The organism is Proteus penneri, assembly GCF_003144535.1.
Classification (GTDB): Bacteria; Pseudomonadota; Gammaproteobacteria; order Enterobacterales; family Enterobacteriaceae; genus Proteus; species Proteus penneri.
The window spans coordinates 1-16300 of record NZ_PHFJ01000003.1 but is presented as its reverse complement, the minus strand read 5'-3'; the positions used below and the strand labels follow the sequence as shown (position 1 = coordinate 16300).

The window sequence follows — 16300 nt, the reverse complement described above, 5'->3', positions numbered from 1 at the left end:
ACTCATTTCAAATAAAAATCCCCACTAAAAAAAGCGTCTGATTTTGCAATACTTAGCTGACGATACTTATTCAAAAAATCATAAAACTGCTGATTAATCAGTGGATCATCAAGAGCACTAGTATCAAAAATAGAGGTAATGGTGGTGTACTCTAAAGAGAGGGTAAATTTACTACCTATACAGCTAGCGAGTAGCATTTTCGCTGATTGATAAGAAAAACGTAGGCTCAAAATTTTCAGCTTTGGAACAAAAATAAGATGATTATTATGATTGAGGATCTCCGTGATCCCCGCAATAGTTATCGTTTGATAGCTGTCTAATGATTTTCGTAAGCCAACTTCTATTTTTTGTCCTTGAGTTCGTAAAAAATCAATAAATTCTCCAAGTGCAGGAGAGGTGGCATTGATTGCAGCTCCTAGTAATAATTGAATAAACGCTTGAGCAACAGAAAAATCAAAGGTTTGTTTATGAAGTTTCTTTGTCTCAACTTTATTGTGCCCTAGAAGTGGTAAATGGTTGAGCGTGTCTAACCAATGTTCGGGACGATAATAGGCTTCATTATCCTCTTTTTTTAATGCGGCAAGATGGTTTGCCATAATAGAAATAAGCCCAATTTGGATATTTTTAAGTTGTGACATTTTTTCTATTTCAGAAGGCTCAAAAGGTTTTGGCGACGCAATGATAAATTGCACCAAACCTTCTGAATCTTTTATATTTTGAGAATGTAATGCATTCATCGATAAGGTTTGTGGAAAAGGAGGAGTAACAGGTTCCGCAAAATAGTGATCAGCATTCATAATGTTTTTGAGTAAATCAGATTGTTTATTAGTCATAAATATTATCCTTACGTAGTTATACCTCCTTCATTAAAACTTAATTAAGTGAAAATTTAGAGACCAAAATTTATTAACAATATGACAGCCATAACATTGTGTTTACAAATTGTGTGGTCTTTAAGCGAAATTCAACGTTATATGGTATGTTTAATAAATAACCTTACCTATTTTGATAGTTTGAACATGCTGTCAGTATAAAAATAAGAAGGAGGAGCTATGTCGTTACGTTTGAAGAAAGAGAGCCATTCCACGCTCTTAGTCGGATCTCAAAAATATGAGTACTACCGTCTTTCAGAAGTTGCTCGCCAGTTAGGTGATATTACCCGTCTTCCTAAATCACTGAAGGTGTTACTAGAAAACTTAGTGCGTCATCTCGATGGTGATACAGTCGTTGACGAGGATATTAAGGCGCTAGTTGAGTGGCAAAAAACAGCTCATGCATCACGTGAAATTGCGTATCGACCTGCAAGGGTGCTGATGCAAGATTTTACAGGTGTGCCTGCGGTTGTTGATTTAGCGGCTATGCGTGAAGCTGTGAAATCTTTAGGTGGGCAAGTGGATAAAGTTAATCCATTATCACCCGTTGATCTAGTTATTGACCACTCTGTTATGGTTGATGAATATGCCAGTAAAAATGCGTTTGCTGAAAACGTGGAAATTGAAATGGAGCGTAACTATGAACGCTACCTTTTCTTGCGTTGGGGACAACAATCCTTTGAACGCTTCCGTGTCGTGCCGCCAGGGACAGGAATTTGTCATCAGGTAAATCTTGAGTATTTAGGCAAAGCTATTTGGTCTGAAATGCAAAATGGGCATCATGTAGCTTATCCTGATACATTAGTCGGTACGGATTCTCATACCACCATGATCAATGGCCTTGGCGTGTTAGGTTGGGGGGTAGGAGGCATTGAAGCAGAAGCTGCAATGTTAGGTCAACCTATCTCTATGCTAATTCCAGATGTTGTTGGTTTTAAACTGACAGGAAAATTACGTGAAGGGATCACGGCAACTGATCTGGTATTAACCGTCACACAGATGTTACGTGCTCATGGTGTTGTAGGTAAATTTGTGGAGTTTTATGGCGATGGTTTAGCATCATTACCTTTAGCCGATCGTGCAACAATAGCGAATATGTCGCCAGAGTATGGCGCGACCTGCGGATTCTTTCCAATAGATGATATCACTCTTGATTATTTGCGTTTAACAGGACGTGAAGAGCAAGAGATTGCACTTGTTGAAGCGTATAGCAAAGAGCAAGGTCTATGGAGACACACAGGCGATGAACCTATCTTTACGTCAACATTATCGCTAGATATGGGAACCGTTGAGGCAAGCCTTGCAGGACCTAAACGTCCTCAAGATAGAGTTAATTTACCGAGTGTACCTAAGGCATTTAAAGCCGCAGTCGATCTTGAAACCAATAAGAAATCACTGGTGCAATTTTCTCAAGTTAAAATTGATGATTATCCTGCTTTTGAGTTAACCGATGGTGCTGTTGTTATTGCGGCAATCACATCATGTACCAATACATCAAACCCTAATGCCTTAATGGCAGCCGGATTACTGGCTAAAAATGCGGTAGAAAAAGGATTACAGCGTAAACCTTGGGTTAAATCTTCTTTGGCCCCAGGCTCGAAAGTGGTGACGGATTATCTTAATTTAGCAGGACTAACACCTTATCTTGATAAATTAGGGTTTAATCTTGTGGGGTATGGTTGCACAACATGTATTGGTAACTCAGGACCTTTATTAGCACCGATTGAAAGTGCGATTAAGGATAATGACTTAACTATTGCGGCTGTATTATCTGGTAACCGTAACTTTGAAGGTCGAATTCATCCCTTAGTGAAAACCAACTGGTTAGCATCACCGCCTTTAGTGGTCGCTTATGCCTTATCAGGAAATATGAATATCGATCTTACTAAAGAGCCATTAGGTAAAGATAAACAGGGTGCTCCTGTTTATTTAAAAGATATTTGGCCAGACAGCAAGGCGATTGCTGATGCTGTCGAAAAAGTGAAAACAGAGATGTTCCATAAAGAGTACTCTGCCGTGTTTGAAGGTGATGAGACATGGAAATCACTGCAAATACAAGATACTCCTGTTTATGATTGGCAACCAGATTCTACCTATATTCGACATCCTCCTTTCTTTGAAGGAATGTCAAAAGTGCCAGCTCCGATTAAAGATATTCATCAAGCCAGTATTTTGGCTATTTTAGGTGATTCGGTGACAACGGATCATATTTCACCCGCAGGTAATATTAAGGAGGATAGTCCTGCAGGGCGTTATTTACGTGAACATGGTGTCGAGCCGAAAGATTTTAACTCTTATGGATCAAGACGCGGCAATCATGAAGTAATGATGCGAGGCACATTTGCCAATATTCGTATTCGTAACGAGATGGTACCAGGCGTTGAAGGTGGTTTTACCAAGCATATTCCAACCGGCGAAACACTGGCTATTTATGATGCAGCCATGCGTTATCAACAAGAAGATACGCCACTGGTGATTATTGCCGGTAGTGAATATGGTTCTGGTTCTAGCCGAGATTGGGCTGCGAAGGGAACGCGTTTATTAGGAGTACGAGCTGTCATTGCAGGCTCTTTTGAGCGTATTCACCGTTCTAACTTAATCGGTATGGGGGTGTTACCTTTAGAGTTTCCTAAAGGGGTATCTCGTCAAACATTAGGCTTAAAAGGGGATGAGAAAATTGAGATCACAGGGCTTAATGCATTAATACCGAGCCAAGATATCGCGGTTAATATTACTTTTGCAGATAATCGTACTGAAACTATTATGGCGCGTTGTCGTATTGATACTCAAACCGAATTAGCTTATTTCCAACATGGTGGTATATTGCATTATGTGATTAGAAATATGTTATAAATAATATTCTAATAACATAGATAAAAAATATTAAGTTATTATCATAAAAGACAGTATTTAAAATTTTAAATACTGTCTTTCTATTTTAAATTAATAGGTCTATTTTTTTATTTAATGTTACCTAATTATTTTTTTCTTTATATTATTCCAATGGTTCTTGTTTTGGAGGAGTTTCTATTTTAATAAGATTATATTAAATAGACGCGAGGCGTATAATGAAAAAATATATTATTACAAATGAATCAAAAGAATATAATGGTGTTACCCTGTTTAAAATTAAAAGAGTATATACTGGTAGTCCAGGGGGATGGATTGAAAATGAAAGTAATTTAAGTCGAGAAGGTGGTTGTTTTATTTATGATGATGCAATGGTATTTGGTAATGCGAAAGTGATAGAAAATGCAATAATATCTAAAAATGCTAAAGTTTATGATAATGCGATAATTTCAGGTAATGCATCAGTATCTGATAATGCAGAAATATATGATTCTGCTGTAGTCACACAAAACGCGAGCATTAAAAATAGAGCTAGTGTTAGAGGAAATGCAAAAATTGAAGGTAATGCGGTTGTTTTTAATGATGCTATTGTTGAAGGGAATTCCGTCATATCAGGTAATGAAAAAATTGAATATTATATAGGTAATTGGGAAGATATTGAAAGTGTAATACAATTTACTTTTTATATTAATCACCTGGATCAAGAATCAAATATTTGTGTAAATGGTAAACATCAAGTTCCTATCGGTGTTGGTTTAATTGTACTAGATAAAGAAAAAAGACATTTTAAAGTGTCAGAAGAAGAAATGCATAAAAATATTTTTATTGTTGATGATAAAAATGAAGCGTTAAATTCAGATATACATATTTCTAAAGAAGCAAAGGGTTATATTTATCCTCACAGTGATAATTATTATGAGCAAATAAATTATTCAGCATGTATATGGTATGTATCTGTTGATAAAATCATGGATACTTTAAAACTATGTGCACAATTTACTGCCAATGGTACAAAATATACAACCGCTTTTAGACCTAATAGTCCTATATATCGGCAGAGTGTTGTAACATTAAATGTGATACCGCCCCGCGTTTTTACAAAAGAGGATATGGATATTGATCCGCTAATATACCCAGAAGTAGAAAAAAATGTGTTAATGCCCGGTGGAACGCTGTCTAAGTATTACCTTGCATTTAATGGTAATGGCGGTGCAATAACAACAAGTGCAGAGTGTGAGGAAAATAAAGATTTTTATTATTATCATAAAAATAATTATCAATTAATAGGTACATCAACGGATCAATCGGTTTTATTCGATCCTTCTGGTTATTATACAAAGAATTTCCATTTTGATAAAATGTCCTCAATTCAAATAACATCAATTAATAAAGAAAGAGTAGGATTATGTTTCTGGACTTATAGTATAAACTATGGTCTACCATTTTCTTCAAGTAAGAAAGAAGACAAAATGGATTGTATTATTCGAGATCAATATGGGAATGGTGCTAATGTTTCAGTTAAAGCAGATGAAAATAATAAATTAATTTTCATGTTAGATAATAAAGTGAAATTAGCCTATTAATTTTTATATTGAGATTAAATTTAATCACTAGTTATTAATTTTATACACTTTCTATAAGTAATATAGGTGTAAGGCGAGTTTCACTCTCAATAAAAAATACCATCTTTCTGTTTTAAATAGAATACATACTAAAATTTAACTATTAAATTTTTTATTAGTAATAATAAAAGCTTTAATTAATAAAAAGGACATTTTATGAAATATAAGTTTACTAATTAATAGAATAAAAGGAATAAATAAAAAATCCGAGCGCTTAGACTCGGATTTGAAAAGAATTAATGTTGTGTTGTTGCTGTATTATTGCACTTTCTTAAATAAAAGATGGCCCATTTTATCGGCTTTAGTATCAAGATAATGTGCATTACTTGGATTACGTCCGACGATCAAAGGAACTCTTTCAATAACATTAATCCCTGCCGCTTTCATTATTTCAATTTTCTTCGGATTATTGGTTAATAATCGAACTTCATGAACACCTAATAGGTTATACATATCAGCACAAAGGGTAAAATCACGTTCATCAGCTTTAAAACCTAACTCGAGGTTTGCTTCAACGGTATCTAATCCTTTATCTTGTAACGCATAAGCACGTATTTTATTTAGTAATCCAATATTTCGCCCTTCTTGGCGATGATAAAGTAATACGCCCCGACCTGTTTTGCTTATTTGTGAAAGTGCGGCTTCAAGTTGGAAACCACAATCACAACGTAGGCTAAATAAAGCATCACCCGTTAAACATTCTGAATGAATACGAGATAATACAGGCTCGGAGCCTGAAATATCGCCATAAACAAGGGCGACATGATCTTTACCTGTTGCGATTTCTTCAAAACCAACCATTAAAAACTCACCAAAAGGAGTAGGTAGTTTTGCTTCTGCGATACGTCTTAATTTCATTATTTTTTGACTCATAATTTCAGGTGAAACTCTCGTTCAAGTTCAAGATTATACACTTTATAACGAGAACAAAGAGAAATAAAACACTGAAATACTTCCATGTCTGATAGGCAAGGAAATTGGATAACACACACTTATAAATTCACACCAATACAAATTATCAGATTTTGCACCTTCTTGCATAATGATTTATTGCTAAACTTGCATCGTTTATACTGATAATCTTTAGCTGTAAGTGGAAGATAACATTTGTATTTGAGAAGGGACAATATATTGAGTAAGCAAATGGCAAAGTTGATTCTATTAGGTAGTATGTTGCTCTTAATCATACCAAGTGCCGTGTTGATATTGGGTTGGAAATGGCAACCTACTGATCACCCTTTCGGTGGCATAAGTACATTATGGATAGCAGATAGTGCTGCGAAACCTTGGGGAGCTGTGACGGTTATTATTTTTTTAGCGTTGCTCTTTATCGCTTTGAAATTAAAACGTAACCATTTTATTCAATTGGCAGTGATAATTATTATTACATTATCTATTGGCCAATTAATTAAGGTTGCGGTTAAAAATACAGTAAAAGAACCTCGTCCTTATGTTGTTTGGGTCAGTGAAAATTTACACATTACACCAGAGGCTTTTTATCAAGTATCAAGACCTGAGCGAGAACAATTACTCCAAAATGGATTAGTTAATTCATCGGTGATCCCTGAATGGCAACTTCAATATTGGAAAGCTGAGACGGGTTATGCTTTTCCGTCTGGTCATAGTTTATTTTCAGCCACACTCGCATTATTTGTTTTTGTCCTTTTTATGTTGCGTCGTCATTATTTTTTAGCGTCACTCGGGTTATTATGGGGGATAGATGTCACGGTAGGGCGTATTGTATTAGGAATGCACTGGGCATCTGATGTGATTGTCGGTATTCTTATTAGCACAGTGCTGGTTTGGTGTGCATTTAAGGTGATTGAGCGACGTTTATTGCTCAAATCCTGACGATAGCCCTTATTTTTGAGATACAGAATGTCTTTTTCGATATTTATGTGAAAAAATATACGAAAATCAGATGATTCTAAGAAATGACTTTCTTTGTGCGCAGTGAAAATGCTACCTTTATCTGTCTACTAAAGAAAAGAGAATAAAAAAGGAAATAATGTGAAAAAAGTCCTACTTTTTATTTTGGTTATTCTTGTTCTTGCCATCGTGGTGATTGCCATGACTTTAGGCTCAAATAACGATCAGGTAGTCACATTTAATTACCTTATTGCTCAAGGTGAATATCGTATTTCTACCTTGTTAGCGATCCTGTTTGGTGTGGGCTTTGTACTTGGTTGGATTGTAAGTGGTGTTTTTTATCTACGTGTACGCTTATCACTAGGCCGAGCAAAGCGTAAAATTAAACGTCTTGAAAGCGCCCAAACAAAACAAGAAAGCCAAGAAAGTCGCCCAACGGTTGCTTCCGCTACGAAATAAGGACGATAGCTGATGCTAGAATTGCTGTTTCTGTTATTACCTGTCGCGGCGGCTTACGGCTGGTATATGGGGCGTCGCGGCGCTCAACAGGACAAACAGCAGAATGCCGATCGCCTGTCACGTGAGTATGTGGCGGGTGTTAACTTTTTACTCTCTGATCAACAAGATAAAGCCGTTGATCTTTTCCTCGAAATGCTTAAAGAAGATAGTTCAGCTTTTGAAGCTCATCTTACTTTAGGTAATCTTTTTCGCTCTCGTGGCGAAGTCGAACGAGCTATTCGTATCCACCAATCGTTAATGGAGAGTGCTGCGCTTTCCTTTGATCAACGTCTACTTGCTGTTCAACAGTTAGGTCGTGACTATGTGGCGGCGGGTGTTTACGATCGAGCTGAAAATATGTTTCAGCAACTTATTGATGAACAAGAATTTCGCCAAAGTGCTCTACAATCCTTGTTGGCTATTTATCAGTTAACCAGTGATTGGGGAAAAGCGATAGAGACGGCTGAAAAATTAGTTAAATTAGGTCAGCATGAATTAAAAGAACAAATTTCACATTTTTATTGTGAATTGGCACTTCAAGAAATGAGCAGTGATAATCTTGATAGCGCGCTTAATTTGTTGCAAAAAGCAGGGCAAATGGATCCTTTTTGTGCCCGTGTTTCAATTATGTATGGTCGTATTTATATTGCTCGTGATGATAAACAAAAAGCTATTGATGTTTTAATGAAAGTTATTGAGCAAGATAAAGAGATGGTCAGTGAAACCTTACCTATGCTTTTTGAATGTTTCCAAGCTCAAGGTGATACTTCTCGTTGGGAAGCTTATTTACGTCAATGTGTAGATAGTAATTGTGGTGCAATTGCGGAGCTTTACCTTGCAGACATTATTGAAGCTAAAGAAGGTATTGAAGCGGCTCAGTTATACATTAATCGTCAATTAGAACGTCATCCAACCATGCGTCTATTCTATCGTTTAATGCGTTACCATTTAGCTGAAGCGGAAGAAGGACGTGCCAAAGAGAGCCTTATCTTATTGCGCTATATGGTGGGTGAACAAATTCGCACAAAACCAGATTATCGATGTCATAAATGTGGTTTTACCTCTCATGCATTATATTGGCATTGTCCATCCTGTCGTTCATGGGATACCGTTAAACCTATTCGCGGTTTAGATGGTCAGTGATGATGTCACTTTTTTAATAGTCTCTTTATAAATAAAGGCCCTAAAATGTCATTTCATTGTGATAAAAAATCGCCCGAGCTTACCTGCGCGCCCGTTATTGTGGCACTAGACTATGAAGACCAAAAAAGTGCATTAGATTTTGCACAGCGTATTGATCCCTCATCTTGTCGTTTAAAAATTGGTAAAGAGATGTTTACCCGTTTTGGACCTCAATTTGTGACTCAATTACAAAAAGAAGGGTTTGATATTTTCTTAGATTTAAAATTTCATGATATTCCCAATACCGTTGCAAGAGCAGTTGCAGCGGCGGCTGATTTAGGTGTATGGATGGTCAATGTACACGCGAGTGGTGGAAGTCGTATGATGCGTGCGGCTAAAGAGAGTCTAGCAGCCTTTGGTAAAGATGCGCCACTTTTAACAGCAGTGACTGTACTTACCAGTATGGATCAATCTGATTTGATTGAATTGGGAATAACATTGACGCCTGCAGAACAAGCAGAGCGCTTGGCATTACTGACAAAATCTTGTGGTCTTGATGGTGTTGTCTGTTCTGCTCATGAGGCAACGCGTTTTAAACAAGTTTGTGGTGATGATTTCTTATTAGTGACACCAGGTATTCGCCCTGCAGGAAGTGATGTTGGCGATCAGCGTCGCGTCATGACACCAGAACAAGCCATTGTAGCAGGGGTTGATTATATGGTGATTGGACGTCCTATTACACGTAGTGATAATCCTCTTGAAACATTGCAACAAATTAATCGTTCTATACAAGGTATGTAAATGGATAATAACTCTCGTTTGGTTTATTCCACAGATACAGGTCGCATAAAAGAAGAAGAACAAAAGCCAGTACGCCCTGCTGGTGATGGTATTGTGCGTATTCAACGTCAAACTAGTGGACGTAAAGGCAAAGGGGTTTGTGTTGTTTCAGGTATCGATCTGGATGATGCAGAGTTAGCCAAACTAGCGGCTGAATTGAAGAAAAAATGTGGCTGTGGTGGTAGTGTCAAAGACGGTTTAATTGAGATCCAAGGCGATAAGCGTGATTTAATTAAATCGCTATTAGAAGCCAAAGGAATGAAAGTTAAACTTGCTGGTGGCTGATTTATAGTATGGAAGAAGATAAGAAAGGCTCTAAAATTACGATCACAGGTTATTCTGATTAATTATTAGTAAAACAGCGAGTTCATCAATAATATCATAGGTGACATTGTCACCTATTTTTTTGCATTTCATTCTATTCATTCTCATCGATTTTTAGATATTTAGCTGGTACTGAAAGTGTTAGCCAAACACCATTATCTGCTTGATAAAATTCAAAACCTTCACTAAACATTTTTTCACTATCCACCGTTAAAACAACGGCTTTTCCATGACGATTGCCGACATTCACGGCTGTTTTATAATCTTGTGAAAGGTGAACGTATTGACGACCATTTGGTATTAAGCCTTGATCAAAAATGCTGGTGATAAAGCGAGTAGCCGTGCCGTGATAAAGTATTTTAGGAGGAGTAATAGCTTGGTAATCAACCGTAGTCTTAAGAGAGTGTCCTTGAACGGCACGAATAAAAAGTCCATCTTCTGAGATAGCAAAACGCTTTTTATCATTGGTTTCTACAACGTCTTTAATTAACTTAAGGGTTAGTGGTGTTCCATTTTTCTGTGCTAATGAAATTAATGTTGATATTTCTCCCCAACCTTGATCATCTAATGTTAAACCAATACTTTCAGGGGCATGACGTAATATATAACTTAAAAAACGACTAATTTGTACTTTGTCTTTCATTAATTCAATCCATTCGTTATTTACTAAATTTATGGTCTGAGTGTTCTATTTTCTTAATACCATAAAAGATCCCTTTTTTATTCCCTTTAAACTTCTAGTGTTGTGTCTAGCAAAAATAAGAGGCATAAAAAAACTGATGGCTTAAAATGAACCATCAGTTTTATTGTATACCGACCACAGACTAATTAGATAGGGCGAGCAACGATATTACGTGTTTCCAGTTTTACATCTTCGATACGAACAGGAATGATATCATTGAGTTTATAAGCACTTTCGCCTTTCGCAATCACTGTCCCCGTTTCTTGACTACATTGAATTTCATCACGCACAGCATGTAAGAAAGGAGCCGGAATAAAGGCGACCGCACCATTTTCAACTAAACGGACACGAACACCACCACGCGTAATATCAATAATTTCTGCATTAAATGATGTTTCAGTACCAGCAAAAGGTTTTAAGAAACGTGCATATAACCAATCACCCACATCACGCTCAGCCATACGATTAGCACGACGGCGTTCTGCAATACGAATACCATCTTCTTCTTGTGGCTTTTCAGCGGGTTCTTTGCTGATAATCGCTTTGAGTAAACGGTGATTTAAAATATCACTGTATTTACGAATTGGTGAAGTCCATGTTGCATAAGCTTCTAAACCTAAACCAAAGTGTGGGCCTGGCTCTGATTTGATTTCAGCAAAGTTTTGGTAATGACGAATACGACTATCAAGGAATTGATTCGGTTGGTTATCAAGTTCACGACGTAATTGGCAGAAGCCTTCAAGCGTTAATAAACGTTCAGATGTTGTTTCAATACCGTTATCTTTTAAGGTCTGTACAACTTGATCGATATAGAGTGGATCAAAACCAGTATGAACGTTATAAACACCAAAGCCTAAGTTTTTCGCCAGCACTTTAGCTGCACAGATATTGGCTGTGATCATTGCTTCTTCGACAATGCGGTTTGCGATACGACGTTTTTCTGCAACGATATCTAAAACATTACCGCCTTCATCAAGAATAAAACGGTAATCAGGACGTTCTTTAAAGACTAGAGCATGTTTTTCACGCCATTCATGACGTTTTTCACACATCTCTTTTAATAACATCACTTGCTCATGAACCATTTCATTTTCAGGTTGCCATTGTGAGTTTTCACCTTCTAGCCAATCTGAAATGTTGTCATAAACCAGTTTAGCTTTTGATTCTACCCATGCAGAATAGAAGTGAATGTCTTCATGTAATGCACCATCTTGTGCAATGCTGACTTGGCAGACTAATGCTGGGCGCTTTTCATTAGGACGTAATGAGCAAATGTTATCAGATAGCTCACGAGGTAACATTGGGATATTAAAGCCAGGCAGATAATTAGTCAGCGCGCGTTGTGCCGCAATTTTATCTAATTCGCTATTTGGCAGAATATAAGCCGTAGGATCGGCGATTGCGATAAATAGTGTTAATTGGCCGTTATCTTCTTTACGAATAAAGAGCGCGTCATCCATATCTTCTGTTGAGGCACTATCAATAGTGACAAAGGAGAGAGAAGTCAGATCTTCGCGAGGTAATGCGTCATGTAATGTTAGCGCTTCGTCACCCATTTCTGGGGCATCACGTTCAAGTTGATGACGCATTAAGGTCACCCACCAAGGTGCGAAGTGATCATCTTTATCCGTAATATAGTCAGTTATTTCTGCTTGAAAACCTTTATCACCTTTATTCAGTGGGTGGCGACGCATTACGGCAACTGCCCAATCTTGATCCACAAAGCTATGCGTTAAACCTTGAGCTGGACGGCAAGGGATCACATCTTTTAAAAGAGGATGGTCTGGGATTATCCACAGACGGTTATCACCTTCTTTTTTCTGAATACGGCCGACAAAACGTGTTAAGAAAGGTTCGACTAATTCTTCGGGTTCAACCGATTCTTTATCACCGTTTGTATGAACGGCAGCAATAACTCGGTCGCCGTGCATCACTTTTTTCATTTGCGGAGGGGGAATAAAATAGCTTTTCTGACCATCAACTTCAAGGAAGCCAAAGCCTTTATCTGTTCCCTTTACAAGGCCTTCCACGCGCGGTGTCTGGGCATGGAGTTGCTGTTTTAGCTGTGCAAGCAGCGGATTGTCTTGAAACATATTTTTCCGGAAAGTCGGCAGTTTTAATAATAAAAAGTGGGCAATAGTTTTATTCGATTGTATGTAGTGACGCAAGTAATATTGCATCAGAAAAACAGACAAATCGGTAAAAAATTATTCAGGATCTGTTTTTTCTTTAAATTCACACAGATCTTCAATAATACAAGAGCCACACCGTGGTTTTCGTGCAATACAGGTATAACGACCATGAAGAATAAGCCAATGGTGACAATCAACTTTAAATTCTGCCGGAACAACCTTTAACAGTTTTTGTTCTACTTCATTGACATTTTTACCGGGGGCGAAACCTGTGCGATTACTTACTCTAAAGATATGTGTATCGACAGCAATGGTTGGCCAACCAAATGCTGTGTTTAAAACGACATTTGCTGTTTTACGACCAACACCAGGTAAGGCTTCTAGGGCTTCTCTGTTTTCAGGAACTTCACTGTTATGTTTATCGACTAAGATTTGACAGGTCTTAATCACATTTTCAGCTTTAGTATTATAGAGGCCAATGGTTTTAATATATTCTTTAAGACCATCCACCCCTAAATTGAGTATCGCTTGTGGTGTATTGGCAACTGGATAAAGTTTAGCAGTTGCCTTATTGACACTCACATCGGTCGCTTGTGCAGAGAGTAACACGGAGATCAATAGTTCAAACGGAGAGTCAAATTTTAGCTCTGTCGTAGGTTGCGGATTGTTATCACGCAACCGAGTTAGAATTTCAATACGTTTTGCTTGATTCATTATGCTCACAAATTAATTTTTAACGATATGACTACCACAGCCTTGCTCTTTTTCGTAAGTTTTCGTTGTCAAAGCGCTGCGCTTTTTCTGTCTTTCATCGATAAGGTATTTTGCTGCCAACATAAAGCCTAAGCCGATAAAAGCACCTGGTGGCAAAATGGCGAGTAAGAAGGGTGAGTCTAAATGTATTATCTCAACTCTTAATACTTGAGCCCATTCGCCTAACAATAAATCTGCACCGTCAAATAATGTTCCGTTACCTAAAATTTCACGGATCGCGCCTAACACAAAGAGTGCGGCTGTTGCCCCTAATCCCATTGCTAAACCATCAATGGCAGAAGGAAAGACTTCATTTTTAGCAGCGAAAGCTTCAGCGCGGCCAATAACAATACAGTTGGTGACTATTAATGGAATAAAGATCCCCAACGATTGGTATAAACCGTAGGCGTATGCGTTGATCAGTAATTGCACAGCACTGACGACAGACGCAATTATCATAACATAAATTGGGATACGAATTTCAGAGGGAACCCAACGACGTAAGCTAGAAACAGCCACATTGGTGCAAAATAGCACTAATGTTGTCGCAATACCTAAGCCTAAGGCGTTTGTTGCTGTAGAGGAAACCGCCAGCAAAGGGCATAGACCAAGTAATTGCACTAAGGCTGAGTTGTTTGTCCATAACCCTTGGGCAAAGAGCGTTTTGATGGAGTTCATATTAATTCGCCTCACAGACAGAGAGTGTATCGAGTTTCTCTGGTAATGATTGTATTAGCCATGCTGTGCGTTTTGATGAGTTAACGACAGCGCGGGGGGTGATTGTCGCACCTGTAAATTGATCAAAATCTCCGCCATCTTTTTTTACTGCCCAGTGTGGATCGTTTTCACTGGAAATGAATTTATTACTTAGCGTTGTGATCCAATCGGAAATGCGTGTCTCAATTTTATCACCCAGACCAGGCGTTTCGTTATGTGCGGTTACACGAACCCCTAGCACGTTGCCTTTAAAGTCAGCGCCAACAAGAAGCTCAATTGCACCTGAATAACCATCTGGGGCGGTAGATTCTAAGGCTGCTGCAACAGGTTTACCTTCTAAACGCGCAACATAAAGTTTATGAGGTTTTGAATTTCCCAATTCAGGGGCCGTAAGTAGATAACAATCTTTAGAAAGCTCATTGTCATACATTGCTTGAGGGATCACCTGATCCAATAATTTCTGTTTTTCTATAGCCACTTGTTCTGCAATGGTGTTTGCGGTTAAGTGGTATACCACAGCGGTTAAACCCGTAGTACAAGCTGCAAAGATAGCTAATGTGAGTCCATGGCGTTTTAAGATTTCGATCATCATTTTCTCCTTAGCAATTAATGGCCATAAACACGAGGGCGTGTATAGCTATCAATAAGAGGTACAGCAATATTGGCTAGTAATACAGAGAAGGCAACGGCATCTGGGTATCCGCCATAAACACGTATAACCCAAACTAATAAACCAATCATTCCCGCATAAATTAAACGACCTTTAGGTGTTGTTGAGGCGCTAACAGGATCAGTAGCAATAAAAAATGCACCTAACATTGTCGCTCCAGAGAAAATCTGTAATAACGGTTGTGAGTAACGAGTAGGGTCGATACCCCAGCTAATAACCGAACAAAGCGCTAATACAGAAATCATCGCAACAGGGATATGCCAGCTAATAATGCGTTTATAAAGTAGAACTAATCCACCAATTAAATAAGCGACATTCACCCATTGCCATCCAATGCCGGCAAATTCACCTTGTAAAATAGGTGTCGCTAAGACTTCATCAATAGAATGTGTGAGTAAGCCTGTTTTAAAACTATCTAGAGGTGTTGCTTGTGTAATGCCGTCAACAGAGCGTCTTAAATCTTCAAGTGTTAAACCTGATGAGGTATGACCTGTAAAGAAGACGCTTAAACTGTCCATGACATTGTAAGAAACTGCTTGTAATTCAACAGGAGGCATCCACGATGTCATTTGTACTGGGAATGAGATCAGTAAAACTACATACCCTACCATTGCAGGGTTAAACGGATTTTGCCCTAAACCGCCATAAATATGTTTTGCGATAACAATCGCAACAAAAGTGCCTAAAACAATGATCCACCAAGGCGCTAAAGGTGGAATGCTAATGGCGAGTAATACGCCTGTCAGTAGTGCTGAATTGTCTTTCAGATAAAGTAAAGGATCTTCTTTTTTAAGCTTTACGCAGAGTGTTTCAGTGACAAGCGCCACAATAATAGCTAACACAATTTGGTAAATAGTGCCTAAGCCAAAGAAATAGATCTGGCTTAAGATCCCCGGCAGTGCTGCTAATGTTACCCATAGCATAACTTGGCTGGTGGATTGCTGATTATGCGTAAAAGGGGAACTCGCAATTTTTAATTTACTGTTGTTATTTTGTATCGGTCTAAATTTCATCTGTGATTAATCCAAGGTAACTTCTTCTTTAGCTCGACGTTGTTCGGCTTCTTTTTTTGCTTTTACTCTGGCAATAGCAGCGGCAACGGCAACTTTACGTGGATCGACATCTTCGGCTTCAGCGTTTTCAACAGGTGCTTCAACGGCTGGCGTTGCTTGAGAGGCTTGTTCGGCTTCTTTTTTAGCTTTTACTCTAGCAATAGCGGCGGCAACAGCAGCTTTACGTGGATCGACATCTTCGGCTTTAGCGCTTTCAACAGGCGCTTCAACGGCTGGCGTTGCTTGGGAAGCTTGCTGTGCTTTCTTTGCTTTCACACGAGCCAATGCAGCGGCAAC

At 38.2% G+C, this 16300-nt stretch carries 15 protein-coding genes and 1 pseudogene; 7 read left to right on the top strand and 9 right to left on the bottom strand.

Annotation, left to right across the window (positions count from 1 at the left end; all coding sequences use genetic code 11):
- Positions 1-2: 2 nt before the first annotated feature.
- A complete protein-coding gene (locus tag CUB63_RS04870) occupies positions 3-833 on the bottom strand; it encodes a hypothetical protein (protein ID WP_109847582.1) in 831 nt (276 codons plus the stop codon).
- Between the two features lie 219 nt (positions 834-1052).
- Here CUB63_RS04870 and acnA point away from each other — a divergent pair, with 219 nt between their 5' ends.
- Together acnA and CUB63_RS04860 are read left to right on the top strand one after the other, a co-directional pair.
- Complete coding sequence (gene acnA, locus CUB63_RS04865; RefSeq protein WP_109847581.1) at positions 1053-3725, top strand: aconitate hydratase AcnA; 2673 nt, start codon at positions 1053-1055, stop codon at positions 3723-3725.
- 215 nt (positions 3726-3940) lie between these two features.
- Positions 3941-5305 carry an LbetaH domain-containing protein gene (locus CUB63_RS04860; RefSeq protein ID WP_109400382.1) on the top strand — a complete coding sequence of 455 codons (1365 nt, stop codon included), beginning with the start codon at positions 3941-3943 and terminating at the stop codon, positions 5303-5305.
- Positions 5306-5602: 297 nt separating this feature from the next.
- Here the strand turns inward: CUB63_RS04860 and ribA are convergent, their stop codons facing one another.
- Positions 5603-6202, bottom strand: a complete 600-nt coding sequence (ribA, locus tag CUB63_RS04855) for a GTP cyclohydrolase II (protein WP_109400383.1) — start codon at positions 6200-6202, stop codon at positions 5603-5605.
- A gap of 285 nt (positions 6203-6487) precedes the next feature.
- Here ribA and pgpB point away from each other — a divergent pair, with 285 nt between their 5' ends.
- The 5 genes from pgpB to yciH all read left to right on the top strand — a co-directional run bounded on the left by pgpB (position 6488) and on the right by yciH (position 9958).
- Complete coding sequence (gene pgpB / locus CUB63_RS04850) at positions 6488-7195, top strand: phosphatidylglycerophosphatase B (RefSeq protein ID WP_006536945.1); 708 nt, start codon at positions 6488-6490, stop codon at positions 7193-7195.
- Positions 7196-7354: 159 nt separating this feature from the next.
- Positions 7355-7672, top strand: coding sequence for a LapA family protein (locus CUB63_RS04845; RefSeq protein WP_072063882.1), 318 nt, complete (start codon positions 7355-7357; stop codon positions 7670-7672).
- A 12-nt stretch (positions 7673-7684) separates the two neighbouring features.
- Positions 7685-8854, top strand: coding sequence for a lipopolysaccharide assembly protein LapB (gene lapB / locus CUB63_RS04840; RefSeq protein WP_006536943.1), 1170 nt, complete (start codon positions 7685-7687; stop codon positions 8852-8854).
- Positions 8855-8899: 45 nt separating this feature from the next.
- On the top strand, positions 8900-9634 hold the full coding sequence (gene pyrF, locus CUB63_RS04835) for an orotidine-5'-phosphate decarboxylase (protein ID WP_006536942.1): 735 nt from the start codon (positions 8900-8902) through the stop codon (positions 9632-9634).
- Positions 9635-9958, top strand: a complete 324-nt coding sequence (gene yciH / locus CUB63_RS04830; protein ID WP_006536941.1) for a stress response translation initiation inhibitor YciH — start codon at positions 9635-9637, stop codon at positions 9956-9958.
- A 133-nt stretch (positions 9959-10091) separates the two neighbouring features.
- On the opposite strand, the gene CUB63_RS04825 is transcribed toward yciH, so the two are convergent.
- The 7 genes and pseudogenes from CUB63_RS04825 to CUB63_RS04795 form a co-directional block, all read right to left on the bottom strand.
- Complete coding sequence (locus tag CUB63_RS04825) at positions 10092-10640, bottom strand: RNA 2'-phosphotransferase (protein WP_109400385.1); 549 nt, start codon at positions 10638-10640, stop codon at positions 10092-10094.
- 185 nt (positions 10641-10825) lie between these two features.
- Positions 10826-12772 carry an exoribonuclease II gene (locus tag CUB63_RS04820; RefSeq protein WP_109847579.1) on the bottom strand — a complete coding sequence of 649 codons (1947 nt, stop codon included), beginning with the start codon at positions 12770-12772 and terminating at the stop codon, positions 10826-10828.
- 114 nt (positions 12773-12886) lie between these two features.
- Entirely contained in the window at positions 12887-13525 is a 639-nt protein-coding gene (gene nth, locus CUB63_RS04815; RefSeq protein ID WP_006536938.1) for an endonuclease III, read from the bottom strand.
- A 12-nt stretch (positions 13526-13537) separates the two neighbouring features.
- Entirely contained in the window at positions 13538-14242 is a 705-nt protein-coding gene (locus CUB63_RS04810; RefSeq protein ID WP_072063886.1) for an electron transport complex subunit E, read from the bottom strand.
- A gap of 1 nt (position 14243) precedes the next feature.
- A complete protein-coding gene (rsxG, locus tag CUB63_RS04805) occupies positions 14244-14870 on the bottom strand; it encodes an electron transport complex subunit RsxG (protein ID WP_109400387.1) in 627 nt (208 codons plus the stop codon).
- Between the two features lie 17 nt (positions 14871-14887).
- Complete coding sequence (rsxD, locus tag CUB63_RS04800) at positions 14888-15964, bottom strand: electron transport complex subunit RsxD (protein ID WP_109847578.1); 1077 nt, start codon at positions 15962-15964, stop codon at positions 14888-14890.
- 6 nt (positions 15965-15970) lie between these two features.
- Positions 15971-16300, bottom strand: a pseudogene (locus CUB63_RS04795) (electron transport complex subunit RsxC); the annotation flags it as partial.